General features: G+C 72.0%; 17 protein-coding genes. 5 read left to right on the top strand and 12 right to left on the bottom strand.

Going from position 1 to position 24,473, the window contains the following annotated elements:
* Position 1 precedes the first annotated feature (1 nt).
* From EDD30_RS28980 to ppdK, 10 genes are all read right to left on the bottom strand, one after another.
* Positions 2–826 carry an NAD(P)H-binding protein gene (locus EDD30_RS28980; protein ID WP_071806358.1) on the bottom strand — a complete coding sequence of 275 codons (825 nt, stop codon included), beginning with the start codon at positions 824–826 and terminating at the stop codon, positions 2–4.
* The gene (locus tag EDD30_RS28975; protein ID WP_071806359.1) at positions 823–1,812 is read right to left on the bottom strand and encodes an amidohydrolase family protein; all 990 of its coding nucleotides are present in this window, start codon (positions 1,810–1,812) and stop codon (positions 823–825) included. The genes EDD30_RS28980 and EDD30_RS28975 overlap by 4 nt, the downstream gene beginning before the upstream one ends.
* Positions 1,809–3,038, bottom strand: coding sequence for a kynureninase (gene kynU / locus EDD30_RS28970; RefSeq protein ID WP_071806360.1), 1,230 nt, complete (start codon positions 3,036–3,038; stop codon positions 1,809–1,811). Before kynU ends, EDD30_RS28975 begins: the two co-directional genes overlap by 4 nt.
* On the bottom strand, positions 3,035–3,892 hold the full coding sequence (kynA, locus tag EDD30_RS28965; protein ID WP_084556516.1) for a tryptophan 2,3-dioxygenase: 858 nt from the start codon (positions 3,890–3,892) through the stop codon (positions 3,035–3,037). The genes kynU and kynA overlap by 4 nt, the downstream gene beginning before the upstream one ends.
* Before the next feature lie 42 nt (positions 3,893–3,934).
* Positions 3,935–4,384, bottom strand: coding sequence for a YchJ family protein (locus tag EDD30_RS28960; RefSeq protein WP_071806361.1), 450 nt, complete (start codon positions 4,382–4,384; stop codon positions 3,935–3,937).
* A 30-nt stretch (positions 4,385–4,414) separates the two neighbouring features.
* Entirely contained in the window at positions 4,415–4,921 is a 507-nt protein-coding gene (locus tag EDD30_RS41585; protein WP_071806362.1) for a methyl-accepting chemotaxis protein, read from the bottom strand.
* 94 nt (positions 4,922–5,015) lie between these two features.
* Positions 5,016–5,285, bottom strand: coding sequence for a hypothetical protein (locus tag EDD30_RS28950; RefSeq protein ID WP_071806363.1), 270 nt, complete (start codon positions 5,283–5,285; stop codon positions 5,016–5,018).
* A 3-nt stretch (positions 5,286–5,288) separates the two neighbouring features.
* Positions 5,289–5,534: a hypothetical protein gene (locus EDD30_RS28945; RefSeq protein ID WP_244945440.1), complete on the bottom strand. Its 246-nt coding sequence runs from the start codon at positions 5,532–5,534 to the stop codon at positions 5,289–5,291.
* 169 nt (positions 5,535–5,703) lie between these two features.
* Positions 5,704–7,857: a SulP family inorganic anion transporter gene (locus EDD30_RS28940; RefSeq protein WP_071806364.1), complete on the bottom strand. Its 2,154-nt coding sequence runs from the start codon at positions 7,855–7,857 to the stop codon at positions 5,704–5,706.
* A 278-nt stretch (positions 7,858–8,135) separates the two neighbouring features.
* Positions 8,136–10,811: a pyruvate, phosphate dikinase gene (ppdK, locus tag EDD30_RS28935; RefSeq protein ID WP_071806365.1), complete on the bottom strand. Its 2,676-nt coding sequence runs from the start codon at positions 10,809–10,811 to the stop codon at positions 8,136–8,138.
* 269 nt (positions 10,812–11,080) lie between these two features.
* Between ppdK and EDD30_RS28930 the strand changes: the two genes are divergently transcribed.
* The 5 genes from EDD30_RS28930 (at position 11,081) to EDD30_RS28910 (ending at position 19,466) form a co-directional block, all read left to right on the top strand.
* Positions 11,081–13,663 (top strand): carboxylate--amine ligase/circularly permuted type 2 ATP-grasp protein, encoded by a 2,583-nt coding sequence (locus EDD30_RS28930; protein ID WP_071806366.1) that lies wholly within the window; start codon positions 11,081–11,083, stop codon positions 13,661–13,663.
* 21 nt (positions 13,664–13,684) lie between these two features.
* Complete coding sequence (locus tag EDD30_RS28925) at positions 13,685–15,460, top strand: N-acetylglutaminylglutamine amidotransferase (protein WP_071806367.1); 1,776 nt, start codon at positions 13,685–13,687, stop codon at positions 15,458–15,460.
* An 18-nt stretch (positions 15,461–15,478) separates the two neighbouring features.
* The gene (locus tag EDD30_RS28920) at positions 15,479–17,251 is read left to right on the top strand and encodes a S9 family peptidase (protein WP_084556513.1); all 1,773 of its coding nucleotides are present in this window, start codon (positions 15,479–15,481) and stop codon (positions 17,249–17,251) included.
* A gap of 94 nt (positions 17,252–17,345) precedes the next feature.
* Entirely contained in the window at positions 17,346–18,668 is a 1,323-nt protein-coding gene (locus EDD30_RS28915) for an MFS transporter (RefSeq protein WP_071806384.1), read from the top strand.
* Between the two features lie 39 nt (positions 18,669–18,707).
* Positions 18,708–19,466 (top strand): hypothetical protein, encoded by a 759-nt coding sequence (locus EDD30_RS28910; protein ID WP_071806368.1) that lies wholly within the window; start codon positions 18,708–18,710, stop codon positions 19,464–19,466.
* Positions 19,467–19,826: 360 nt separating this feature from the next.
* Here EDD30_RS28910 and EDD30_RS38470 read toward each other — a convergent pair whose 3' ends face one another.
* Entirely contained in the window at positions 19,827–20,156 is a 330-nt protein-coding gene (locus EDD30_RS38470) for a hypothetical protein (RefSeq protein ID WP_143162740.1), read from the bottom strand.
* Between the two features lie 27 nt (positions 20,157–20,183).
* Positions 20,184–24,068 (bottom strand): polymorphic toxin-type HINT domain-containing protein, encoded by a 3,885-nt coding sequence (locus EDD30_RS39985; protein ID WP_123678561.1) that lies wholly within the window; start codon positions 24,066–24,068, stop codon positions 20,184–20,186.
* Between the last annotated feature and the right edge of the window lie 405 nt (positions 24,069–24,473).

The raw sequence follows: 24,473 nt of genomic DNA, 5'->3' as shown, positions 1-24,473 counted from the left end.
TCTAGGACCGCCGGAGGACCTCCGCGAGGGGGGTCGCGGGGCGACCGGTCAGCCGCTCGATCGCCGGGTCCACGGTGGCGAGCTCTCCCGCCGCCACCGCCGCGTAGGTGCTCACCCAGGCGTCCACCTGCCAGTCCGGGGCGCCGTACGCCGCGCGGGACGCGTACGCCTCCTCCCGGGTCTCGTCGTGGTAGCGGACCTCGCGGCCCGTCGCCGCGGTCAGGGCCGCGGCCATCTCGGCGAAGGTCAGCGCCTGCGGGCCGGTCAGGTCGTACGTGTGCCCCGCGTGCGGTCCCGGGTCGCGCAGCACCGCGACGATGGCGTCGGCGATGTCGTCCTGGGCGACCACCGCGGCCCGGCCGTCGCCGCCGGGCCCGCGGATCACGCGATCGTCGCCGGCCAGGGCGGGGATGAAGTCGGCGTACAGGTTGTCGCGCAGGAAGGTGTACGGCAGGCCGGTGGCCCGGATGTGCTCCTCGGTCGCCCAGTGGTCCCGCGCCAGGGTGAAGGTGGCGTCCGGGCCCGCGCCGGCGAAGGACGTGTAGACGAGATGGCCGACGCCCGCCGCGGCGGCCGCGTCCACGAAGGCGCGGTGCCGGTCGACGCGGTCGGGCCCCTCCGACGCCGAGACCATCAGTACGACGTTCGCGCCCTCGAGGCCGGCCCGGACGGCGGCGGCGTCGGCGTACTCAGCCTCGGCGACCTCCGCCCCGGGGATGCGGGGCGCGCGCGCAGCGTCGCGCACCAGCAGCCGCTGCGGGCGGTCCAGGCGCGCCGCGACCCGCCCGCCGAGGCGACCCGTCGCCCCACTCACCACGACCCTCATGACCGGAGGATATGCCGGGGCCTGACCTCCGGGCCGAGAACCCGCGCGGTCGCCAGTGAGTCGGCGAACCGAGCGGGGTCGAGGTCGAGTCCTCCGGGGATCCAGCTCGGCTCACCGTGGTCCGGCGAGGTCATCGCGGCGATGATGCCGGCGGGGGTCAGGCCGCACTCCTGCAGGGCACGGATCTCCCGCGGGTTGATCGCCGGAGGCAGCGGGCCGTTGCCCAGGTCGGTGCCGTAGCGCGCTTTTCCTCCGTACCCGAGGAAACGGCGGAGGTTGGCGACGGCGGTGGCCCGCTCCGGGGTGGGGGTGCCGTAGCCGTGGATGTCGAGCGTGCTGATCCACGTCATCCGGCCGGCGCAGGCGCGGATCAGGGCGTCGTCGAGCTCCTCGGTCCACGGCGTGTGCGCGAGCAGGTCCGCGCCGGCGTCGTAGGCGGCAGCGACCGTGCCCGCCCCCTCGGCGTGCACGACCACCGGCAGTTCCCGGGCGTGCGCCGCCTCGACCACCGCGCCCAGCGTCGCCGGCGCCAGCATCGGGCCGCCCGCGTGCGCCGTCACCTTGATCAGGCTCGCCCCGCCGGCGTGGGCCTCGGCGACCGCCTCCCCCGCGTCGGCCGCCGAGCGCACCACACGGCAGCTCCCGGGCGGTGCCCACGCGCGGTCGCTCGGATAGCCGCCGGGCGCGGTCAGGAACGGCCCGGCGAAGCGCATCCACGGATGACGGCCCGCCAGCGCGGCCAGGCTTCCGGGCTCACCGCCGAGATCCCACACCCATGCGAGCCCGCCCGCGCGCAGCGTCTCCAGGTCGACCAGGGCCGAGTGCACGTGCGCGTCGCCGAGCCCGGGCAGGACCGTGCCGGGAAGCCGCAGCCGCGGGTCCCCGGCCGGCAACTCCCCGGACGCGGCGGTGACGCCGTCGCGCAGCGCCGCCCCGGTCTGCAGCCGCCCGTCCCACCAGAGCGAATCCGGGACGAGCCAGGTCACGGCTGCTTCTCGAGCAGGTCCCGCAGGATGCTCAGCCCCCGGTGCACCTCGGCGAAGCCGGTGCTCAGCGGCGCCGGGCCGATCCGGAGCCCGTCGGGGCGCCGATAGTCGGGGATGACCCCGCCCTCCCAGAGCGGCTCCAGCAGCGCCTCGAAGCCCGGGCGGCGCAGGGTCACATGCCCGCCACGGCGGGCCGGGTCGCGCGGGCTCACCACCTCGACGCCCAACGGCGCCAGCCAGCGGTCCGCCACATCGATGACGTACTCGGTGAGCAGCAGCGACTTGCGCCGGACGGCGGCGATGCCGGCCTCGGCGAGCAGGTCGAGGTTCACCTCCAGCGGCAGCATGGCCAGGATCGGCGGGGTGCCGCTGAGCATCGCGCGGATGCCCGGCGCCGGCTCGTGCCCCGGTCCCATCTCGAACGACGCCCGGTGGCCCATCCAGCCCCAGATCGGCTGCCGCAGCTCACCCTGCAGGCCGCTGCGCACGTACGCGAAGGCCGGTGCCCCCGGCCCGCCGTTGAGATACTTGTACGAGCAGCCGACGGCGAGGTCCACGCCCCACGCGTCCAGCTCCACCTCGACCGAGCCCGCCGAATGGCACAGGTCCCACAGGGTCAGCGCACCGGCCGCGTGCGCGATCCGGTTGATCTCCGCGACGTCGGCCAGCCACCCGGACCGGTACGCCACATGGCTGAACAGCACCAGCGCGGTGTCCTCGCCGACCGCCGCGGCGACCTGCTCGGGCCTGATCCCGGCCGACGGGTCGGTCTCGATCCAGGCCAGTTCGAGACCGCGCTCGGCGGCCACGGCCTCGCACACGTACCGGTCGGTGGGGAAGTTGTCGGTGTCGAGCACGATCGTGCGGCGCCCGGGGCGCGCGTCGACGGCGGCCCGCACGAGCTTGTAGAGCAGCACGGTCGTGGAGTCGGCGACGATCGTCTGCCCGGCGGCGGCGCCGAGCGCGAGCGCGCCCAGCCGGTCACCGAGCCGCTGTGGCTGCTCGAGCCAGCCGTCGGTCCAGCCCCGGATGAGCCGGCCCGCCCACTGCTCACGGACGAACTCGGTCATCCGCTGCTCGGTCGCGCGCAGCGGGCGGCCCAGCGAGTTGCCGTCGAGGTACGAGACCACGTCGAAGTCGTCCGGCGCCAGGAACCGGTCGCGCAGGGGTGCCAGCGGGTCGGCTTCGTCCAGCGCCTCGGCCCGCTCCAGAAGCTCGTCGGTCATACGTCCACCACGCCGATCTCCGTCCGGACCGCGTACAGCTCGGGGAAGAACGTCAGGTCCAAAGCCTTGCGCAGGAATTCGACGCCGCTGGAGCCGCCGGTGCCGCGCTTGAAGCCGATGGTGCGCTCGACCGTCTTGAGGTGGCGGAACCGCCAGAGCTGGAAGTTCTCCTCCAGGTCGACGAGCTCCTCGCAGGCCTCGTACGCCTCCCAGTACTTCTCCTTGTTCTCGTAGATCGACACGTACACCGGTACGAGGTCGGCGTGGAACTCCCACGGCTGGGTCACGTCGCGCTGGAGCACCGCCGCCGGGACCTCGTGGCCCTGGCGCGCGAGGAAGCGCAGGAACTCGTCGTAGACGCTCGGTGTCTCCAGGGCCTCGGTGAGCATCTCGCGGGCGCCCGGGTCGTCGTCGAAGATCGACAGCATCCGCCGGTCCTTGTTGCCGAGGGTGAACTCGACCGCCCGGTACTGGTACGACTGGAAGCCCGACGAGGTGCCGAGGAAGCTGCGGAACTCGGCGTATTCGCTGGGCGTCAGGGTGGCCAGCACGGACCACTGCTCGGTGAGGCAGCGCTGGATGTGCTTGACCCGGGCCAGGCCCTTCAGCGCGGGGCGCAACTGGTCGGCGGCGAGCTGCCGCAGGACCGCGCGCAGCTCGTGCAGGACCAGCTTGAGCCAGAGCTCCGAGGTCTGGTGCTGCAGGATGAAGAGCAGCTCGTCGTGGTGCACCGGCACGCTGACCGGATGCTGCGCCGACAGGATCCGGTCGAGATCCAGATATTTCCCGTACGAAAGATTGACCTTGAAGTCGCGGACGATGCCCGGCTCCAACGGTCTCTGGTGCGACGACACGATGCCCTCCTCGAGTGATCCCTTGAAGGGAAGCACACGAGGTCAGATGTTGGCGAGGGTCCCGTTGGTAAGGATCGGACCCCAGTACACCCACTGACCGTCGTGGCGCACGAACCGGCTCCGCTCGCGCATGTCCCCCGGCTTGCCGCCGTCCTGATAGTGGGCGCAGAACTCGACCACGCCCTCGGCGTCGAAGAGGCCGCCGCCGGTCGCCTCGACCACGTCCAGGCCGATCCAGCGCAGCGCGGGGTCCGGCTCGACCGACTCCGGGCGGGTGTCCGGATGCCACGACCGGAGCACGTACGGGGCGTCGTCCAGCGCGAAGGCGGCGTAGCGGGAGCGCATCAGGGCCTCTGCGGTCGCCGGTGCGTGACCCTGGTGGGCGGGGCGGCAGCACTCGCCGTACGGCTGCCCCAGGCCGCAGGGGCAGAGGTCGGTCTCGGCGATACCGGCCGGGGAAGCCGGTCGGCGTCGCGGTGTGCGTCGGGCCATGGCCCTATCCTTCCCCACTGCCTTCGGGTCTCAGCCGCCCTGCTGCTCCGTGACGATCCCGCTGATCACCATCTGGCAGCGGTCCAGCTCCTCGATGAGCGACTGCATCTCCTCGATGGCCGACACCGCGTTCTGCGTGTCGGCGCGGATGCCGCCGACCTGCCCGCCGATCTCGTTCGTCGCGGTGGCGGTCTCGTTCGCAAGATCCTTGACCTCGCTGGCGACGACCGCGAATCCCCGTCCCGCCTCGCCCGCCCGCGCCGCCTCGATGGTGGCGTTCAGGGCGAGCAGGTTGGTCTGCTTGGCGATCGTGGCAATCAACTGGACGACCTTGCCGATCTCCGTACTGCTCGCGTCCAGCCGCTGGATCACCGCCACCGCCGTCTGCGCCGCCTTCACCGCCGACCTCGTCGCCGTCGCCATGTCACTGCTGACGTCCGCGAGCCGGTGTACGGAGTCACGCACGTCGGTCGTGTACCGGCCGGTGTCCTGCGGAGCCTCGGCGGACCACTCCTCGCCGGTTTCGTAGTCGCTCATCGCATCCCCGCCCATCGCTTGTCCCGGTACACCCAACATCGCATCCCGGCCGGGTGATCCGGGGCCGTTTCCCCCTATTCCGCGGCGGTCTTCTTCAGGAGGGGCGATCGGTACGCAGGGAGGTCCCCGGCGTGCCCACGCGGCGCAGGCCGGCCACGAGGACGAAGATGCGCCGACGGGCCACCGCCTGTCCCCGGCGGTCCAACTGGTAGCCGTCGAGCCACACCCAGCCGGCGTACGTGGGCCGGCCGTCGACGGCGATGATCCGGAACGCGAAGCCGGACCGGCCGGTGAACTGCACGCTGGCCGCCCGCCCGACGAGGACGACATCGCCGGGGTGCAGAGCGGGTCCGCCGTCAGTCATGGTTTATGGGCACCGGGCCCCGGGTCGCCGCAATCCCGCCTCCCGGACGAAGATGCGCCGGCGTATCACCGGCTGGCCGTACCGGTCGAGCTGATAGCCGTCGAGCCACACCCAGCCGGCGTAGGTGGGGCGCAGGTCCACGCCGACCACGCGGAAGGCGAAGCCGGCGGGACCAGCGAACTGTACGCTCGCCGACCGGCCCACGAGCACGACGTCACCCGCGCGGGTCACCTGCTCCGCAGTCGCCACTTCCATCACCTCCGGCCGGGCGACACCTTCGCCCGCACCCAGCCGTACGGAGTCGATGTCGCTCTCGGCCGGGTGAGCCGAGGAATTTGTGCACCGGCCCGGATCCACCTTGGGCCGTCCCGGCGCGGACCTCAATGCCTACCGCGGATATGGCACAAAGACCGCCGGTTCACCCGAGGCGTACGGGCCGGCGCACGCCGTCCTCCACGCGGTACATCCGGGCCTCCGCCAGGTCGAAGTAGAGGCCGGTCAAAATCAGCCGGCCCGCGTCGGCCGCCGCCCGGACGCTCGGATAGCCGCGCAGATTCTCCAGTTGCCGCGCCACGTTGGCGGTGATGCACTCCGTCTCGGAGCGGGCGTCCAGGGCCGGCCCGGCGGCGGCCAGCCAGGCGCCGAGCGCGGAGGGATCACCGGCGGCACCGCCCATCATGGCCCGCACGGCACCGCACCCCGAGTGGCCGCAGACGGTGATGGTGGTGACGCCGAGGACGTCCACGGCGTACTCGACGGCGGCGCCGACCGACGCGTCGCCCGAGCCGTACGGCGGCACGATGTTGCCCACGTTGCGGACACAGAAGAGGTCGCCCGGGCCGCTGGTGGTGATGAGGTTCGGCACGACCCGCGAGTCCGCGCACGTGATGAAGAGCTGCTCGGGCCTCTGCCCGTCGCGCGCGAGCCCGGCAAGATGGGAACGGACCAGCGGCGCGACACTGCGCTCGAACTCGTCGATGCCGGCCTGCATGGCGTCGCGGCGTTGCTCGTTGAGCGACACCCACTGCGGCCACGAGCCGGGCAGCCGCGGCCCGCGGGTGGGCTGGGAGCGGGCGCCGCCCAGCCGCCCGGCGGTGGCCCGCTGGAACCAACTGTCGTGGATCTCGCGGACGTGCACCCGGCCGCCGCCGCGCTCGTACGCCTCGCGCCAGTCCTGGATGGCCTCGAAGGCGCCCTGGTCGAGATAGTCGAGGTGCAGCTCCAGCTCCACGGCCTCCCCCGGCGGCAGGGCGGACAGCTCGCGCGCGACCCGGCCGGCGCCCACGAAGGCGAGCGTGCCGGTGATGACCACCGTCCAGTGCCCCATGGCCGGCGAGGTACGGGTGATCTCGCACCGGGCCAGCCGCACCAGCATGACGAGCACGGCGGTGGCCATGCCCAGTGCGACGCCGGTGAGCAGGTCCGTGAAGATCACCCCGAAGCCGGTGACCAGGTACGTCGGCAGCTCCCGATGCCGGACGTACGTCTTGATCTGGGCGAGGCTGATCAGCCGCAGTCCCACCACGACGAGCACGGCGGCCAGTGCGGAGAGCGGGATCTGCTCGAGCAGCGCGCTGAAGAGCAGGACGAAGACGGCGATCCATACCCCGTGCAGCATGGCGGACGCCCGGGTCCGGGCCCCGGCGGCGACGTTGGTGGAGCTACGCACGATCACCCCGGTCACGGGCAGGCCGCCGAGCGCGCCGGACACGGTGTTGGCGGCGCCCTGGGCGATCAGCTCCCGGTTGAGGTCGGCGCGCTCGCCGTCGTGGAGCCGGTCCACGGCCACCGCCGACAGCAACGATTCGACGCTGGCCACCAGGGCGATGGTGACGACCGCGACGGCGATGTCCGGCAGGCCGCCGGCCGGCCAGCGCGGGAGAATCAGCCCACCGAGCGGGTCCGGGGGCAGGTCGACCCGCTGCACCGCGAGGCCGCCCAGGCCCGCGACGGCGGTCGCCACGGTCACCGCGACGAGCGCGCCGGGCAGCAGCGAGATCTTCACGAAGCGCGGCCAGAGCAGCAGGATCACGATGGTCAGCACGCCGATCAGCACGGCACCGCCGTGGTTGCCGGCGATCTGCCGGGGCAGCTCCCGCAGGTTGTCCCAGGCGGCGCTCTGCGGGTCACCGCCCAGCAGCACATGGACCTGGCTCAGCGCGATCACGACGCCGATGCCGGCGAGCATGCCGTGCACCACCGCCGGGGAGAGCGCGAGCGCGGCCCGGCCGAGCCGGGACACTCCCAGCACGATCTGCACGAGACCCGCCATGGCGACGATCGCGGCGGTCCCGGCCCAGCCGAATTCGGCCACCGTCCCGGCCACGATGACGGTCAGCCCGGCGGCGGGACCGCTGACCTGCAGGGGTGCCCCACTGAGCACACCCGCGACCAGCCCGCCGACGACCGCGGCGACGAGCCCGGCCAGCAGCGGCGCCCCGGAAGCCGCGGCGATGCCCAGCGACAGGGGTATGGCGATGAGGAACACGACGATCGACGCCGGCAGGTCGTGGCGCACCACGGTGCGCCAGCGGGAAGGTGCGTCGACGTCGGCAGCGTCCGGCGTGGGCATAGGGTCCCTTCCCGGCCGAGAACGGCCTCGCGAAAACCGCAAGTGGGATATTTAGGACAAGGTAACGACGCCGGGTGAACAGTCTGTTACGTAATGCGGTCCGGGAGACTACTCTCAGCACTTTCTCAGGCGGCGGCAGCCATGCAACCTCCGGCGGCAGGGGACGGTCATGAAGGGCGTGCGCCGCCGATCTCGGCCGCGGCGGCGAGCCCTGCGGCGCCGCCGCACCGTCCAGACCCGGACGGGCGGCGCCTGCGGACGCCGCCCGTGCTCAGCACTCAGCGGCTGTCGGAGTCTCCACCGGTGACGGCCGCGCGGCCCGCCTCCAGGCGGGCGACCGGGACTCGGAACGGGGAGCAGGACACGTAGTCGAGGCCCACCTCGTGGAAGAAGTGCACCGACTCCGGGTCGCCGCCGTGCTCGCCGCAGACGCCGAGCTTGAGGTCCGGGCGTACCGCGCGGCCCTCCTCGGCGGCGATGCGGATCAGGCGGCCCACGCCGTCGCGGTCGATGGACTCGAACGGGGAGATGCCGAAGATGCCCAGTTCGAGGTAGCGCCAGAAGAAGGCGCCCTCGACGTCGTCGCGGGAGAAGCCCCAGCCCATCTGGGTCAGGTCGTTGGTGCCGAAGGAGAAGAAGTCCGCGGCCTCGGCGATCTGGCCGGCGGTCAGCGCCGCGCGGGGTACCTCGATCATCGTGCCGATCAGTACCTCGACGCCGCTGCCGGCGACGACCTCGGCGACGATCTGCTCGCATTCCTGGCGGACCATCTCGAGCTCCTGCACAGCGCCGACCAGGGGGACCATGATCTCGGGGCGGGGGTGCAGGCCCTCGCCGGCGAGCTGGACGGCCGCCTCGGCGATCGCGCGTACCTGCATGGCGAACAGGCCCGGGATGACCAGGCCGAGGCGAACGCCGCGCAGGCCCAGCATCGGGTTCTGCTCGTGCATGCGGCGTACGGCGTCGAGGAGTTGCGCCTCCTCGGCGTTCTCCTCGCCCCGCTCGCGGGCGACGGCGACGTTGACCGCCAGCTCCTCGAGCGAGGGCAGGAACTCGTGCAGCGGCGGGTCGATCAGGCGCACGGTGACCGGAAGGCCGTCCATGGCGCGGAACAGGTCGACGAAGTCGGCGCGCTGCAGCGGCAGCAGGGCGGCGAGGGCGTCGTTGCGGGCGCTCTCGGTGGAGCTGAGGATCAGGCGCTCGACCAGTTCCTTGCGGTCGCCGAGGAACATGTGCTCGGTACGGCACAGCCCGATGCCCTCGGCGCCGAAGCGGCGGGCGCGGGCCGCGTCCTCGCCGGTGTCGGCGTTGGTCCGCACGGCCAGGCGCCGGGTCGCGTCGGCGTGCCGCATGATCGTGTCGACCGCCTCGACCAGAGTGGAGTCGACCTCGTCGCCCTCGAAGTACTGCACGACCTCGGAGGGCTGGACGGGCACGGCGCCGAGGTAGACCCGGCCGGTCGTGCCGTCGATGGAGAGGACGTCGCCCTCGGCAACCGTCTGGCCGTCCACGGTGAACCGGTCGCGGGCGATCTCCAGCTCGTCGGCGCCGCAGACGCAGGTGCGGCCCATGCCGCGGGCCACGACCGCCGCGTGGCTCGTCTTGCCGCCGCGCGCGGTGAGGATGCCACGGGCCGCGATCATGCCGGCGAGGTCCTCGGGGTTGGTCTCCCGGCGTACCAGGATGACGTCCTCGCCCTCGGCGGCCAGCTCGACCGCCCGTTGGGCGCTGAAGACGGCCTTGCCCGACGCGGCGCCCGGCGAGGCGCCGATGCCCTTGGTGAGGGCGGCCGGCTCGTCGGAGAGGTCGAAGCGGGGGAACATGAGCTGCGCGAGCTGGGCCCCGGAGACGCGGCGCAGGGCCTCGTCGAGGGTGATCACGCCCTCGTTCACGAGCTGGGCGGCGATCCGGAAGGCGGCCGCGGCGGTGCGCTTGCCGACCCGGGTCTGCAGCATCCACAGCTTGCCGCGCTCGATGGTGAACTCGATGTCGCACAGGTCGCGGTAGTGGCCCTCGAGCTTGGCCATGATCGCCAAGAGCTCCTCGTAGGACTTGGCGTCCAGGCGCTGGAGGTCCTCGAGCGGGACGGTGTTGCGGATGCCCGCGACCACGTCCTCGCCCTGGGCGTTCGACAGGTAGTCGCCGTAGATGCCCTGGGCGCCGGAGGCGGGGTCGCGGGTGAACGCCACGCCGGTGCCGGAGTCGGCGCCGAGGTTGCCGAAGACCATCGAGCACACGTTGACCGCGGTGCCCAGGTCGGCCGGAATGCGTTCCTGGCGGCGGTAGAGCACCGCTCGCTCGGCATTCCAGGAGCGGAAGACGGCCTCCATCGCCAGCCGCAACTGCTCGCGCGGATCCTGCGGGAAGTCGTATCCGGTGTGCTTGGCGAAAATGCGCTTGAACCGATCGACCAGGGCCCGCAGGTCGGCGGCGTCCAGGTGCAGATCGTCGGTCGTGCCCTTGGCTTTCTTCGCCTCTTCGAGGGCGTCGGAGAATTCCTCGCCGGGCACGTCGCAGACCGTTTTTCCGAACATCTGGATGAGCCGGCGGTAGGAGTCCCAGGCGAAGCGGTCGTTGCCGCCGGCCTGGGCGGCGAGCCCGGCGACGCTGGCGTCGGTCAGGCCGACGTTGAGCACGGTCTCCATCATGCCGGGCATGGAGAAGGCGGCACCGGAACGCACGGAGACCAGCAGCGGGTCCTCGGCGTCGCCGAGCCGGCGGCCCATCGTGCGCTCGAGCGCGGCGAGGTGCTCGTCGATCTCGGCGTCCAGGCCGTCCGGGTTCTGCCCGGTGGCCAGGTACGCCTGGCAGGCCCGCGTGGTGACGGTGAATCCGGCCGGCACGGGCAGCCCCAGGCGGGTCATCTCCGCGAGGTTCGCGCCTTTGCCGCCGAGAAGCTCCTTGAGGTCCTTGTGACCCTCGGAAAAATCGTAGACGTACTTCTCCCCGGCCATTGCCGCCTCCCATTGCCATCGGGCCGAACGCCCGTTAATGGTGTCCCGGAGGTTAGGGGCACCGCCACCGGACGCCCTAGCCTTCGTGAACAAATGCACATGGATTCGCGTGGTTGAGCGCGGAAGGTAGCGCCTTCGAGCATCCTCGCGCACCGCACCCGGACGCGCACGCCGTGCGAGCGTCGCCGGGACAGTGTTGATCATCATGCTTGGCCGCCGCCGGAACTGGGCACGTCACGGGTCCGGTACACGAGCTAGGCGGTGGGCAGATGACGGAGTCACTGAGGGTGGGCGAGGGCAGCGAGAGCGCCACCGCGGGCACGGATCTCACGCTCGGCGTGGAAGAAGAGCTGCACGTCGTGGATCTCCGGACCCGCGAGCTCGTGCCGCGCGCCCCGGAGATCCTGGACCGGCTCGACGGGCACCATTTCTCCGCGGAGCTGCACCGCTCGGTGGTGGAGACGAACACCCCGGTAGCCGCCACCCTGGAGGATCTGCGCGACGGCATCGTCACGCTGCGTCGCCAGGCGATCGGAATCGCCGAGACGCTGGGCCTCGGCCTGGTGGCCGCCGGAACGGTCCCGGTCGTCGACCTCGACGCCCTGCCGGTCACGCCGACCTCGCGCTACCGCCGGATGCTCGACGAATATCAGATGCTCGCCCGGGAGCAGCTCATCTGCGGCGCCCAGGTGCACGTCGGCGTCGCCGACCGCGACGAGGCCGTGGCCGTCGCGCAGCGGGTCACGCCGGCGCTGCCGGTTCTGCTGGCGCTCTCCGCCAGTTCGCCGTACTGGATGGGTGAGGACAGCGGCTACGCCAGCGTGCGCTCACTGGTCTGGATGCGCTGGCCGACCGCGGGCGACAGCGGCGTCGTCGCCGACGCCGCCGACCACGACGCGCTGGTCGCCGAGCTCGTCGCGTCCGGCACCATCACCGACCCCAAGATGGTCTACTTCGACGTACGCCCGTCGGCGCATCTGCCCACGGTGGAGCTGCGCGTCACCGACTCCAGTCCCGACGCCGACACCGTGGTGCTGCTCGCCGGACTCTTCCGGGGCCTGGTGCTGCGCGCCTTGCGCGACCACCGCGCCGGGCGGCCGCTCGTGCCGGTGCGCCCGCCGCTGCACCGGGCCGCGATGTGGCGTGCCGCCCGCTCCGGCCTGGAAGGCGACCTGCTCGACCTGCCCCGCTCGCCGGTGCCCGTGCCCGCCGCGGTCGCCGTGGAACGCCTCGTCGGGGAACTGCGCCCGCAACTGGAGGAACTCGGCGACTGGGAGCAGGTCTTCGCCCTGTCCGTGCAGGCGCTGAGCCGCGGCAGTTCCGCCGCCCGGCAACGGCGCGCCATGGCCCGCCGCGGCCGCATCTCCGACGTCGTGGACCTCGTGGTCGCCGACACCCGCGGCGGCGCCACCGGCATCGGCCCGGACGGGCAGACCGTTCCGGCCGGGCTCACCCCGTACGCGGCGGACGGGGACGAGGCGTTCCCGAGCGGCGACGTCGTGCCGGCGTACGAGCCGATCGTCACCGTGCTCGGCGCTCTCGGCCCGGCCGGGCTGCGGCGCCGGGAGGACGCCAAGGACGACGAGCAGCGCGCCCGCGGCATCACCTTCAGCGTCGCCGGCGAGGCCGCCACCCGGCTGTTCCCGTTCGACCTCGTGCCGCGGATCGTGCCGGCAGCGGACTGGGAGAGGCTGCGCGGCGGGTTGCTCCAGCGGATCCGGGCCCTCGACGCGTTCCTCGGCGACGTGTACGGCGACCGCGCCGTGGTCGCCGACGGCGTCGTGCCGGCCTGGGTCATCGACGGCTCGCCGGAGCTGCGGCCCAGCGGCGCCCTGGCCGGCCGTCCCGCCGTCCGCGTGCAGGTCGCCGGCGTCGACCTGGTCCGCGACGGCGACGGCACCTGGTGCGTGCTGGAGGACAACCTGCGGGTGCCGTCCGGGATCGCGTACGCGATGCAGAACCGCCGCCTCACCGAGAGCGTCCTGCCCGAGCTGCCCCGCCCGGCCGGCCTGCTCAGCCCGGAGGGGACACCGCGGCTGCTCAAGCGGGCCCTGCTCGACGCCGCCGGTCCGGCCGCCGGGGACGATCCGCACGTCGTCGTGCTCAGCCAGGGTCCGGACGACTCGGCGTGGTTCGAGCACCGGATGCTCGCCGGCGAGATGGGCGTGCCGCTGGTCCGTAGCACCGACCTGCTGGTGGACGACGCGGTCCTCTACCGGATCGCGAACGGGCGCAAGCACCGCGTCGACGTGGTCTACCTACGCATGGGTGAGGACAGCCTGGTGCACTCGCCGGGCGCGGACGGCATGCCGCTGGGTCCGAGCCTGATCTCCGCCCTGCACGCCGGGTCGGTGGTGTGCGCGAACGCGCTGGGCAACGGCGTCGGCGACGACAAGGCCGTGTACGCGTATGTGCCGAAGCTCATCCAGTACTACCTCGGCGAGAAACCGCTGCTCGCGGACGTGCCGACGTACCTGTGCGGCATCGCGGAGCAGCGGGCGGAGGTCCTCGACCGGCTGGACGAGCTGGTCTGCAAGCCGGTGGACGGCTACGGCGGCGACCGCATCGTCATCGGCCCGCACGCGAGCCCGGACGACCTGGCCGCGGTACGCCGGCAGATCCGCACCGCGCCGCACCGCTGGGTGGCCCAGGAGGTGGTGAACCTGTCGACCCACCCGGTGTTCGACGGCCAGGAGCTGGTCCCCCGCCACGTCGACCTGCGCGCCTTCGTCTTCACCGGCCGGGAATCGGTGGTCGCCCCCGCGGCCCTGACCCGCGTCGCACCCGCCGGGAGCATGATCGTCAACTCCTCCCGTGGTGGCGGCAGCAAGGACACCTGGTTGCTGGGCTGACCCCGAGGAGGTTGTTCGATCATGTGTGGAATCGGCGGCGAACTGAGGTTCGACGACCGGGCGGCCGACCCCGGGGCGGTCCGGCGGATGCTGCCGCGCCTGGAGAGCCGAGGCCCCGACGGCGAGGGTCTGTGGCACCGTGGGGCGGTCGCCCTCGGCCATCGGCGACTGAAGATCATCGACCTCAGCGAGGCCGGCGCCCAGCCGATGACCGACGAGCTGCTCGGCCTCACCCTGGTCTTCAACGGGTGCATCTACAACTACCGGCAGCTCCGCGAGGAGCTACGCGGTCACGGCTACACCTTCGCCTCCACCTCCGACACCGAGGTGATCATCAAGGCGTACCACCGCTGGGGTGCCGACTGCGTGCGGCGCTTCTTCGGCATGTTCGCCTTCGCGATCGCCGAGCACGCCACCGGCACGGTCATGCTGGCCCGGGACCGGCTCGGCATCAAGCCGCTGTACCTGGCCGAAGGTCCCGGCCGGCTGCGTTTCGCCTCCACCCTGCCGGCGCTGCTCGCCGCCGGTGACGTCGACACCTCGATCGACAAGGTGGCGCTGCAGCACTACATGACCTTCCACTCCGTCGTGCCCGCGCCGCGCACGATCCTCTCCGGCGTCCGCAAGCTGCCGCCGGCCACCGTCCGGATCATCCGGCCGGACGGCACGTCCACCTCGACGGTGTACTGGGAGGCTTCGCACCGCCGGGTCGCCACCCCATCCACCCGCGGGGAGTGGGCCGAGGCGATCCATGCGGGGCTGCGGACCGCGGTGGAGCGCCGGATGGTCGCCGACGTGCCGGTCGGCGTGCTGCTCTCCGGCGGGCTCGACTCCTCCTACATCGTGGCGCTGCTGGCCGGCCAGGGGCAGCGCGGGCTCACCACGTTCTCGATCGGCTTCGAGTCCGCGGCCGGCGAGAGCGGCGACGAGTTCGCGTACTCGGATCTGATCGCCAAGCACTTCGACACGGAGCACCATCAGATCCGCATCGGCAGGGACCGCTTCCTGCCCGCCGTCGCCCGCACCGTCGCGGCGATGAGCGAGCCGATGGTCAGCCACGACTGCGTCGCGTTCAACCTGCTCAGTGAGGACGTGTCCAAGCAGGTCGCGGTCGTGCAGTCGGGACAGGGAGCGGACGAGATCCTGGCCGGCTACAGCTGGTATCCGCCGCTGGCGGACGTGCCCCGGGACCGAGCCGTGGACGCGTACGCGAGGGAGTTCTTCGATCGCCCGCACCGCGACCTGGCTCGGCAGCTCAGCCCGGAGTGGCTGCTCGCCGAGGACGTGAGCCGCGAGTTCGTCGCGGCGAGCTTCGCCCGTCCCGGTGCCACCACCGCGGTCGACGCGGCACTGCGGCTGGACTCGCAGGTCATGCTGGTCGACGATCCGGTCAAGCGGGTGGACAACATGACCATGGCCTGGGGGCTGGAGGCGCGCGTGCCGTTCCTGGACCACGAACTGGTCGAGCTCGCGGCGGCCTGCCCTCCCGAGCTCAAGCTGGCCCAGGGTGGCAAGGGGGTGCTCAAGGACGCGGCCCGCGGGGTCGTGCCCGACGAGGTGATCGACCGGACCAAGGGATACTTCCCGGTTCCCGGCATCCGGCATCTCGAAGGCCCGATGCTGGAGCTGGTCCGCGAGGCGCTGCACGCACCGGCGGCCCGCGCGCGGGGACTGTTCCGCAAGGAGTACGTCGACGCGCTCCTGGCCGACCCGAACACGCCGCGGACCACCCTCGGGGCGAACCAGCTCTGGCAGCTCGCGCTGCTGGAGATGTGGTTGCAGGACAAAGGCGTGTGAGGCGAAGGAGGGGCCGTCATGGCCGGTCGGCTCAACCGGGTCGACGTCACCGTGCTCCCGTCGGGATGGCTGGCAAAGGAGTCCTACCCCTCGGAAGCCAGTGGGAGCTGGTCACCGGCGTTGTCGCCGGACGGCCGGCACCTGGCATACGTGTCGGACCGCGGCGGCTCACCCCAGGTCTGGGTCCAGCCGGTGGGCAGCGACCTGACGTTCCTCGTGGACACGGGCCCGGAACCGGTCGCCTCGGTGCACTGGTCCACCGGCGGCGGCTGGCTGGCCTGCGTGATCGCCCCGGGTGGCGCGCCGCGTACGGAGGTCTGGCTGGTCCGCCCGGACGGCTCGGTGCCGCACCAGGTGGCCGGCTTCGGCACGGACACCGCGGAGAACGTCCGCTGGCTGCCCGGGCGTCCGCTGCTCGCGGTCACCGAGAACCTCACCACCGCCCTGCTGGTCGACGCGGAGCACGGCACGCGGGAGGTGGTCGCCGAGGGCGAGCTGGTCTCCCTCTTCGACGTCTCACCGGACGGCCGCCGCGCCCTGCTGCGGCGCGGCCCCCGCGGCGGCCGGCACGTGGTGCTGCGCGACCTCGACAGCGGGATCGAGGAGTACGTCGCCAGCGGCGAGCAGGCCTGCTTCGCCCCCGACGGCTCGGTCTATGCCCGCGGCGACGCGGGCGAGCGACCCGTGCTGCTGCGCGTCGACGGTGGCACCGCCGAGGTCCTGGCCGCCTCGGACACCGCGGAGGTCGAGACGTTCGCCCTCACCGCCGACGGCACGAGGGTGGCCGTGCTGTGGAACGTGGACGGCGGCCTCTCCGAGCTGACGGTGCTCGGCGGCGGGCCGACCCGGATCGGCGTGCCCGGCACGGTGGTCTCCGGGCCGGTGTGGAGCGCCGACGGCGGCACGCTGGCGTTCACCTGCGAGGCACCAGGGCAGCCGCACGGGGTCTGGGCGTGGGACGGCGAACTGCACCCCGTCTCGGCCGAGGAGCCCTCCCCCGGCGCCGTACGGCCGGTGCTGCGGCGGTTCCCGTCCCACGACGGCCTCGAGATCAGCGGCTGGCTCTTCACGCCGCCGTCCACCGCCGGTCCGCACCCGGTGGTGCTGTGGCTGCACGGCGGCCCGGAAGCCCAGGAGCGTCCCGGGCACGCGCCGTTGTTCCAGTCGCTGGTCGCCCGGGGCATCGCGGTGTTCGCGGCGAACGTCCGCGGATCGTCCGGCTTCGGCCGCAGCTTCGTCCACGCCGACAACGGCCCGCTGCGGTGGGCGGCGATCGCGGACGTCGCCGCCTGCGTCGCGCATCTGGTGGCCACGGGCGTGGCCGATCCGGCGCGGGTCGGCTGCATGGGCCGCTCGTACGGGGGCTACCTGACGCTCGCGGCGCTGACGACGTACCCGGAGCTGTTCGCGGTCGGCATCGACGTCTGCGGCATGGCGAACTTCGCCACCTTCTACGAGCACACCGAGCCGTGGATCGCCGCCGCGGCCGTGTCCAAGTACGGCGATCCGGTCCGCGACGCCGAGCTGCTGCGCGACCTCTCGCCGATCACACGGATCGGCCGCCTGCGGGCGCCGCTGCTGGTGGTGCACGGCGAGAACGACAGCAACGTCCCGGTCGTCGAGGCGGAGCAGGTGGTGGCGGCGCTGGCCGCGCGCGGCGTCGAGCACCGCTATCTGCTCTTCCCGGGCGAGGGACACGAGCTGCTGCACCGCTCGTCGCGGGCCGAGTACCTGCGCGAGACGGTCGGCTGGCTCACCCGGCACCTCGGAGTCGAGCCTTCCGGCCGGTGACGGGACACACGTCCCGTTTGTGACGTTCGCCGTTGGCGCTCTTGGTGCGTCCAGGACAAGGTGGAGCGACAGGCGAGCGGACGGAGTGGGTTTCATGCGAGGCGGGGCGCGCGCCTGGGCGGTGTGGGCCGTCGGGCTCTGCGCGTACATCGTCGCCGTGATGCACCGCACGTCGCTCGGGGTGTCGGGGCTCGACGCGCAGGCCCGGTTCGGCATCGGGGCCGGCACGCTCGCCTCGTTCGCCGTGCTGCAGCTTCTGGTCTACGCCGCCCTGCAGATCCCGGTCGGGGTGCTCCTGGACCGGTTCGGCTCGCTGCGGCTCGTGGTCGCCGGAGCGCTGATCATGGCGTCCGGGCAGGCCATGATGGCGGTCGCCGACGGGGCGGGCGGGGCGGTGACCGCGCGCGTGCTGGTCGGCGCGGGTGACGCGATGACCTTCATCAGCGTGCTGCGGCTGGTGCCGCAGTGGTTCCCGTCGCGGCGGGTGCCGGTGGTCACCCAGTTCACCGGCATCGTCGGCCAGCTCGGGCAGGTGCTCAGCGCCGTACCGCTGGCGGCGCTGCTGGCCGGCGCCGGCTGGAGCACCGCGTTCGCCGGGGCGTCCGCCACCGGGCTCTTCGTCGCCGTCGTCGCGCTCGTGGCGCTGCACGACAGCCCCGAGCGCCGGGTCACGTCGGGAGAGACGATGACCGCCCGCCGGCTCGGCGCCGACCTCGTCACGGCCTGGCGGCATCCCGGGACCCGGCTGGGGCTGTGGACGCACTTCACGACCCCGTTCCCCGGCACGGTCTTCGCCCTCATGTGGGGCTATCCGTTCCTGATCGCCGGCGAGGGCCTGTCGCGGGCCACGGCCAGCGCGCTGCTCACGATGTTCGTGCTCGTCGGGATGGCCGGCGGTCCGCTGCTCGGCGTGCTGGTGCAACGGCACCCGATGCGCCGCTCCTGGCTGGTGCTGGGCGTGATCGCGGCCAACGGGCTCGGCTGGGCGATGGTGATCGCGTGGCCGGGGCGGGCGCCCCTGCCGGCGCTGGTGCTGCTGGTGGTCGCGCTGGGGTTGGGCGGGCCCGGCTCCATGATCGGTTTCGAGTTCGCCCGGACGTTCAACCCGCCGCACCGGCTCGGCACGGCCACCGGCATCGTCAACGTCGGCGGGTTCGTGGCGTCGCTGGTGACGATTCTGCTCGTCGGCTTGATCCTCGACGTCCGCACCGGCGGGCGGGCCGGCTACGACATCGCCGACTTCAAAGTGGCGATGTCGGTGCAGTACGCCATCGGCGCCGTGGGGGTCGCGGGCATCCTGCGGACCCGCAGGCTGGTCCGGCAGCGGCTGGCCGACGAGGGCGTCCACGTACGACCGCTGCGCGAAGTCCTCGCCGAACGGGGATGGTTTAGCGCGCAGCGCTCCGGTAAAGGCTGAGAGCTTCGCGCCTTCGCGGACTCTCGAGGTGAGGAGGACATGAGCGAGCAGGCACCGGACCGGTTGTGGTCCGGCATCCAGATCAGCAAGGTCATCGCCGGCACGCTCGCGGCGGTGGCCGCCGCGGTGCTCGGCTCCTACCTGGGCGTGGCGGGCACGCTGGCCGGGGCCGCGTTGGCCAGCGTGGTCGGTTCGGTCGGCACGGAGCTGTTCAACAACTCCCTGAAGCGCGGCACGAAGCGCCTGCAGACCGTGGCGCCCACCTTCGTCAAGGTGCCCGCGGCGGTGGGCACCCCTGCGGTCGCGGCCGCGACCGCGCAGGAGAACCCCGCGCACACCGTGGCGCCACGGCCACGGCGGAAGATCCGGTGGGGGCACGTCGCCCTCGCCGCGTGTGCGCTGTTCGCCCTCTCCATGGGCGCGGTGAGCCTCATCGAGGCGTTCACGGACAAGCCGATCTCGGCGACGGTACGCCACACGTCGGGGAACGGAACCACCCTCTTCGGCGGCCGCGACGACAGTTCCCCGAAGACCCCCGTGACTCCGTCACCCAAGGAGTCGACGACCGAGGAGGCGCCGACCGGGGAAACGTCCACCCCGGACCCGTCGACCAGCGAGCCGCCGGCGACGGATGCCCCGCAGGAGACGCCGACGACCACCGCACCGGTGACGCCTGAGCCGACCACCGAAGCGACCACGCAGGCCCCGGGGCCGGGCGCGGCCGCCGAACCGGACGAGCCGGGTCAGCAGGTGGACCCCGGGCGGGAGCAGGAGGAACAAGAAGCCGCGACGGAGTAGGCGACGGGGTGTCGGCCGCCGGGTTCCCCCGGGCGGCCGACACCCCGACCGGTGACGACGTCGCCAGCCTTCAGTTGCTTGGCGATCCGCTGCTCGGAGTGGCAACCCTTGCCACTCACATACTCCACCAGCCGAACCGAACCATCGGAAAGTCCAACCCTCGCGACTGCCACATTGCGGTCCGCATCCCACAGTCCGGCCTCGCGTCGGAGAAGCGGGGGACTGTCACGTTCCGTTGCGTGGGAGCCCGGAGATGACTTGTCCGGGCTCCCGACCTGGTGGTTCATCCTCCACACTGTGCACGGAAGAACCACCTGAAACGGCCACTACGCGTGGTTGCAGATCGTTGCTCGGAAACGTTCAGTCAGGTTGACCTGCTTTGAGGAAGCCCTGATAGACAATCGCCACCAGCGTTGCATATGCGTGAACCTCTCGTGCGGCCAAGAGATCGCTCCCCGAATATTCCGCGCACAAAGCGTCGGCCCGCGCGATGACATTGTCGAGTTCCGCCAGGACATCCGCACCCGATGGCCTGAAAACGCCCGTCCGCACGAAGGCGTTGACCACCGAGGCGTGTTCATCGGCCTCGCCGAGATCAGCGCGGATATCCCTCAACTCCCGCGTTGATCCCTTTGGCGGATATGGAACCCGACGCCACAGGGTATACGCATCGATAAAGCTCAATTCCATGAACCCTCGCAACCCTCGGCCGCCACTTCATGGATGGTACGTGACGACTCTGCCATCCAGCGACGTGATCAGCAGCTCGCCTGTAGTCGGATTCTTGTATTTGAATCCCTTCAGGCCGTCGTCAGCGAATCCGATATCGGTGAGGCTTTTGTTCCAGCCCACCGCCCCACCGCGTTGCGAAAGACGCTGAGCCAGCCCCGAGGCCGCGTCGAGATACTGCCGCTGCGTCATGCCAGCCGGACTTCCCCATCTGTTGTAATGATCCAAGAACTGCTCACCAGGTGAGTCATATGTGGCCGGATGAAAGGATCTATCGACTTCCTCGGCGGGAACGTCCAGACACGGAAGTCCGCCAGTGTTATGAACCAGCACCGGCGTGTCGCCCGCGACGACATAGTAGGTGTGGATGTCAGCGACGGTGAGGTTGTGCACGCTCGCCGACTCGGAACGGTGGCCGATCGCCGAGACCTGGACGTGGGTTCCGGCACTGGTACGAAGCCGGTGCCCGCCGGCCAGATCCTCCGCCTGGACCCATGCGGACAGCTCGGGCACCCAGAACGGGTGGTTGTCGGTGGCCGTGATGACGGCGGTGCCGGTGCCGAGGTCGCCACCGGTGTCGATGGTGATGTCGACGAGTTTCTTGTCGCCCGCACCGGTAATGGTGTCGGTGACCGGCTTGGCGGCGGTCTCGCCGGTGGTCGGGTCGGTGGCGAGGACCACATCACCGATCTTCAGTTCTTCGATGGCCTTGCTGGTGCCGTCGGGGAGCAGGACCGCAGTGCCGGGCAGGAAGCTGTTGCGCTTGTCTGCGTCCGGGCAGGCGCCCTGTCGCTCGCGGTCCTCGCGTTCCTTCTTCTTCTTGGCCGCCTCAGCGAGCTCTTCTTTCCTCTTGCGGGCGTCGCGAATCTTCTCGGAGAACTTCTTGTACTTCTTGTAGAGGTCGAAGACGTTGCCGAGCTTCTTGAGCTTGCCCCAGGGCAGCAGGTCGATGACGGCCCAGAAACAGGCACCCACGCTGGGCTTGGTGACGCACTTCTTCAGTTCGCCGATGACGAGGTCCTCGAGGAACTCGAGGCCGTTGTCCTTGATGAAGTCGAGGAGACCCTGGTCCTCGATCTCCGTGACCTGGAGGTATTCGGCCAGATGTTCCGGGGTGAATTCCTTCTGCTCCTCGGGGGTCAGGCCGGCGCCGCCCTCCGTGGCCTCTTCCTGGCGCCGGCGCTCGGCCTCCTCGGCGCGGTCGGCGGCCTTCTGCGCCTCGGTGGCGTGTTCGAGGGCCTTGGCGGCGGCCTCGATCGCGCTGTCAGCGTGCTTCTGTGCGCTCTCTGCAGACTTCTTGGCATCGGCGGCGTCAGCTTCAGCGCGATCGGCGGCGCGATGCGCGGCGGCGGCGTCGTTCTCCGCCGCGGTCGCGGCGCTGTTCGCCGCGTTCGCGTCGGCCTGTGCCTCCTCGGCGTTACGACCCGCGATCGCCGCGTCGTTCGCGGCTTCGTTCGCGGCCTGACGGGCCGCAGCAGCGTCGGCGCGGGCCTGCACGTCGGCCTTGCCCGCGCTCGCCGCGGCCGCCCGGGCCGCGGCACCGTCCACGGCGGCCTGCGCCGCGGCGCGCTTCGCCTCCGCAGCGGACTTCGCTGCCTCCGCCGACGAGCGGGCGGCCTGCGCCGCCGCGGCGTAGGCCGGCTTGACCTGCGCGTTGGCCCGGTCCGCGGCTTCCTGGGCCCTGGTCGCGGCGGTGAGCGCCTCGCGTGCCCGTGCCTCGGCCGCGGCGGCCTGCTCCTCGCCGATGCTCTTGGCCTGCTCGGCGACGAGCTTGACGAAGTCGGCGTCGATGTCCGCGCCGGTGAACGGATTCACCATGGCCAGGGCCGTGTTGTGCGGCTCGGCGATGCCCGCCGAGGACGCGGACGCCGCCGCAGCCGCGGTGATCGCGATCTCGGCCTGTGCCGCCGCCGCGACCGCCTCGGTGGTCGCCGCCTCGGCCTCGCTCTTGGTGCGGTCGGCCGCCCACAGCGAGCGGACGGCCTCGTCGGCGGCCTGCGCGGCGAGGTTCACCGCCGCTTTCGCGGCGTGTGCCGCCTTGACCTCCTGCGCGGTCGCATCGGCCGCCTTCGCATCCGCCCGCATCCGCGCCGCATGGGTAGCCTTCGCGGACTTCTCCGCCTTGTCCGCCGCCGCATCCGCGGCAGCAGCCGCCGCACGAGCCTGCTGCGCGGCAGCCCACGCCCGGATCGCGGCCTGCTGAGCCTGCGTAGCGGCGGCGCGGGCGTTCACTGCGGCGCCGGTGGCATTGTTCGCGTACCCGCGCGCGGACTTGGCCGCGCCATCGGCGATACCGTACTCGCGGTCGGCCTCCTCCGAGGCCAGCAACGCCTCGTTGCGGCTCTGCGCGCTATCGGCCTTGGCCGCCCACCCCTTGACGGTCTGTGCCTTGGCGGCAGCGGTCTGCTTGTCCCGCTCCGCGGCGAGGGCCGCATCGCTGGCTTGTTTCGCGGTGGCTTCGTGCTCCCACGCCTTCTTGTCGGCCGCGGCCGACTTGACGTCGGCGTCCTCCGCGCGTTTCGCGGCGCCGTCGGCGATCGCTTCTTGGGCTTCGGCGTTGGCGCGAGCGTTGCGGGCCGCGGCTGCCTGGCGATCTGCTTCGGCACGGTGCCTCGCGGCGTTGGCGCGCTCGGTCTCGGCGATCTGCCGCTGCCGCTTCGCCTCCGCCGCCTGCGCCTCGGCGATCTGCCGCTGCTGACGCGTCCGCTCCGCCGCCGCCCACGCTTTGGCCTCCGCCGCCTGCGCCTGCTCCCGGGCCTTCTTCGCCCTGGCGGCAGCCGTCCGCGCCGCGTCCGCCTGCTTCTTCGCCGCCGCTGCGAGTTTTGCCGCCGACGCTCCATGCTCCTGGGCGTGCTTGCGCCACTGCTCGGCCTGCCGGGCGTGGGCCTCGGCCTGCGCTTGCGCCCCCTGCGCATTGTTCGTCGCAATCGTCGCGTCCACCGCATGCGCGGCGGTGCTGGTCGCACCGACCGCAGCCGTCGAGGCCTCCGACATGCCCTGCGCGATCAGCGACCACTCCGCGCCGTAGGTCAGGCCGGTCTCGATGAGGGTGTCCGCGGCTGAGGTGGCGATCGCCGCTGCCGCGGACGCCTGCTGCGCCGCGCTCCGGGCGTTGGTCACCGCCGCCGCGGTTTGGCTCCTCGCCGCCGCCAGCTCCGGCGACTTCGATGCGGCCGTGCCCGTGCGGGCCAGGACCCGCTCGGCATGCCGGGCCGCGTTCGCCGCACCCGCCATCTCGTTCGCCGCCCGCTGCAACGCCTTCACGCAGTCGCCGTGCGCCTTCAGCAACCGGGTCCGAGCCTCGGAGGCGGTCTTGGCCCGCTGGGCCAGCTTCGACAGATCCTCCGCCGCCTTGTTCCGCGCCTCCAGATCCTTCAAATACTGCTCTCGCGCGTCGGCGTCGGCCTTCGCGGCGGCCGGGTAGCCGGTGTCCCAGAACGCGGCCACCGCCGCCTCATCGCCGGCCAGCGCCTGCAGGGCGGCAGCTTTGAGCTGCGACTCCGCCGGCGCCGCCGCCGCGAACGTCTCCAACCGCTTCCGCATCTGGGCCGACCGCTCGCGAGCGGTCGCGGCAACCTTCTCATCCTGCGCCCGCGCAATGTCCGCACCGTAAGCAAGGAACGCCTCGCGCTCCCCGTCGGTGCCCGCCAGCACCCGGGTCACCTCGGCGTTGAAGTTCGCGCCGCCCGTACCCGCCATCGCCTTGATCTTGGCGAGGTTGTCCGCCGCGGTCTTGCGCTTCTCCGCCGCGATCTGCGTCTCCATCTGACGCTTCTCCACCGTGGCGAACTTCTGAATCGCCGCCGCGTCCGCCGAGGCGAGGGCTGCCAGCGCCGCGTCCCGCACCCGCGGCTCCGGCGCCAACGTCGCCACATCCGCGACGGCATTACGCCACCGCTACGCGTTCAGATCAAGACCGGTCGAACCGTTCCACGACTCCGTCACCAACGGCGGAATCACGATGGACGACGGATCCGCCAACAACCGCGTCGGCCGACTCTCTGACACAGCCGCGGCCGGCGGGGCATACAGACCCGCACCTACCACCACCGCAGCCAGCGACGCCGTCATCCACGCACGCCACCGTGCCCGCACCGAAGCTCTCACCACAACATCCATCCACGTCGAAGCCCATCAGGGTCGGACGGGAGCAGAAGATGCGATGGACGGTCGACGCAGCAAGACAGGCACGCGCCACGCCGCCAGCAGCACTGGCAGCGGGCGCACGGACCGACGTCGACAACGCCCGTAACGACCGCGACATCTAAACATGGAACT

This window comes from Couchioplanes caeruleus, from assembly GCF_003751945.1.
Taxonomy (GTDB): Bacteria; Actinomycetota; Actinomycetes; order Mycobacteriales; family Micromonosporaceae; genus Actinoplanes; species Actinoplanes caeruleus.
This window is presented reverse-complemented; position numbering and strand designations above follow the sequence as displayed.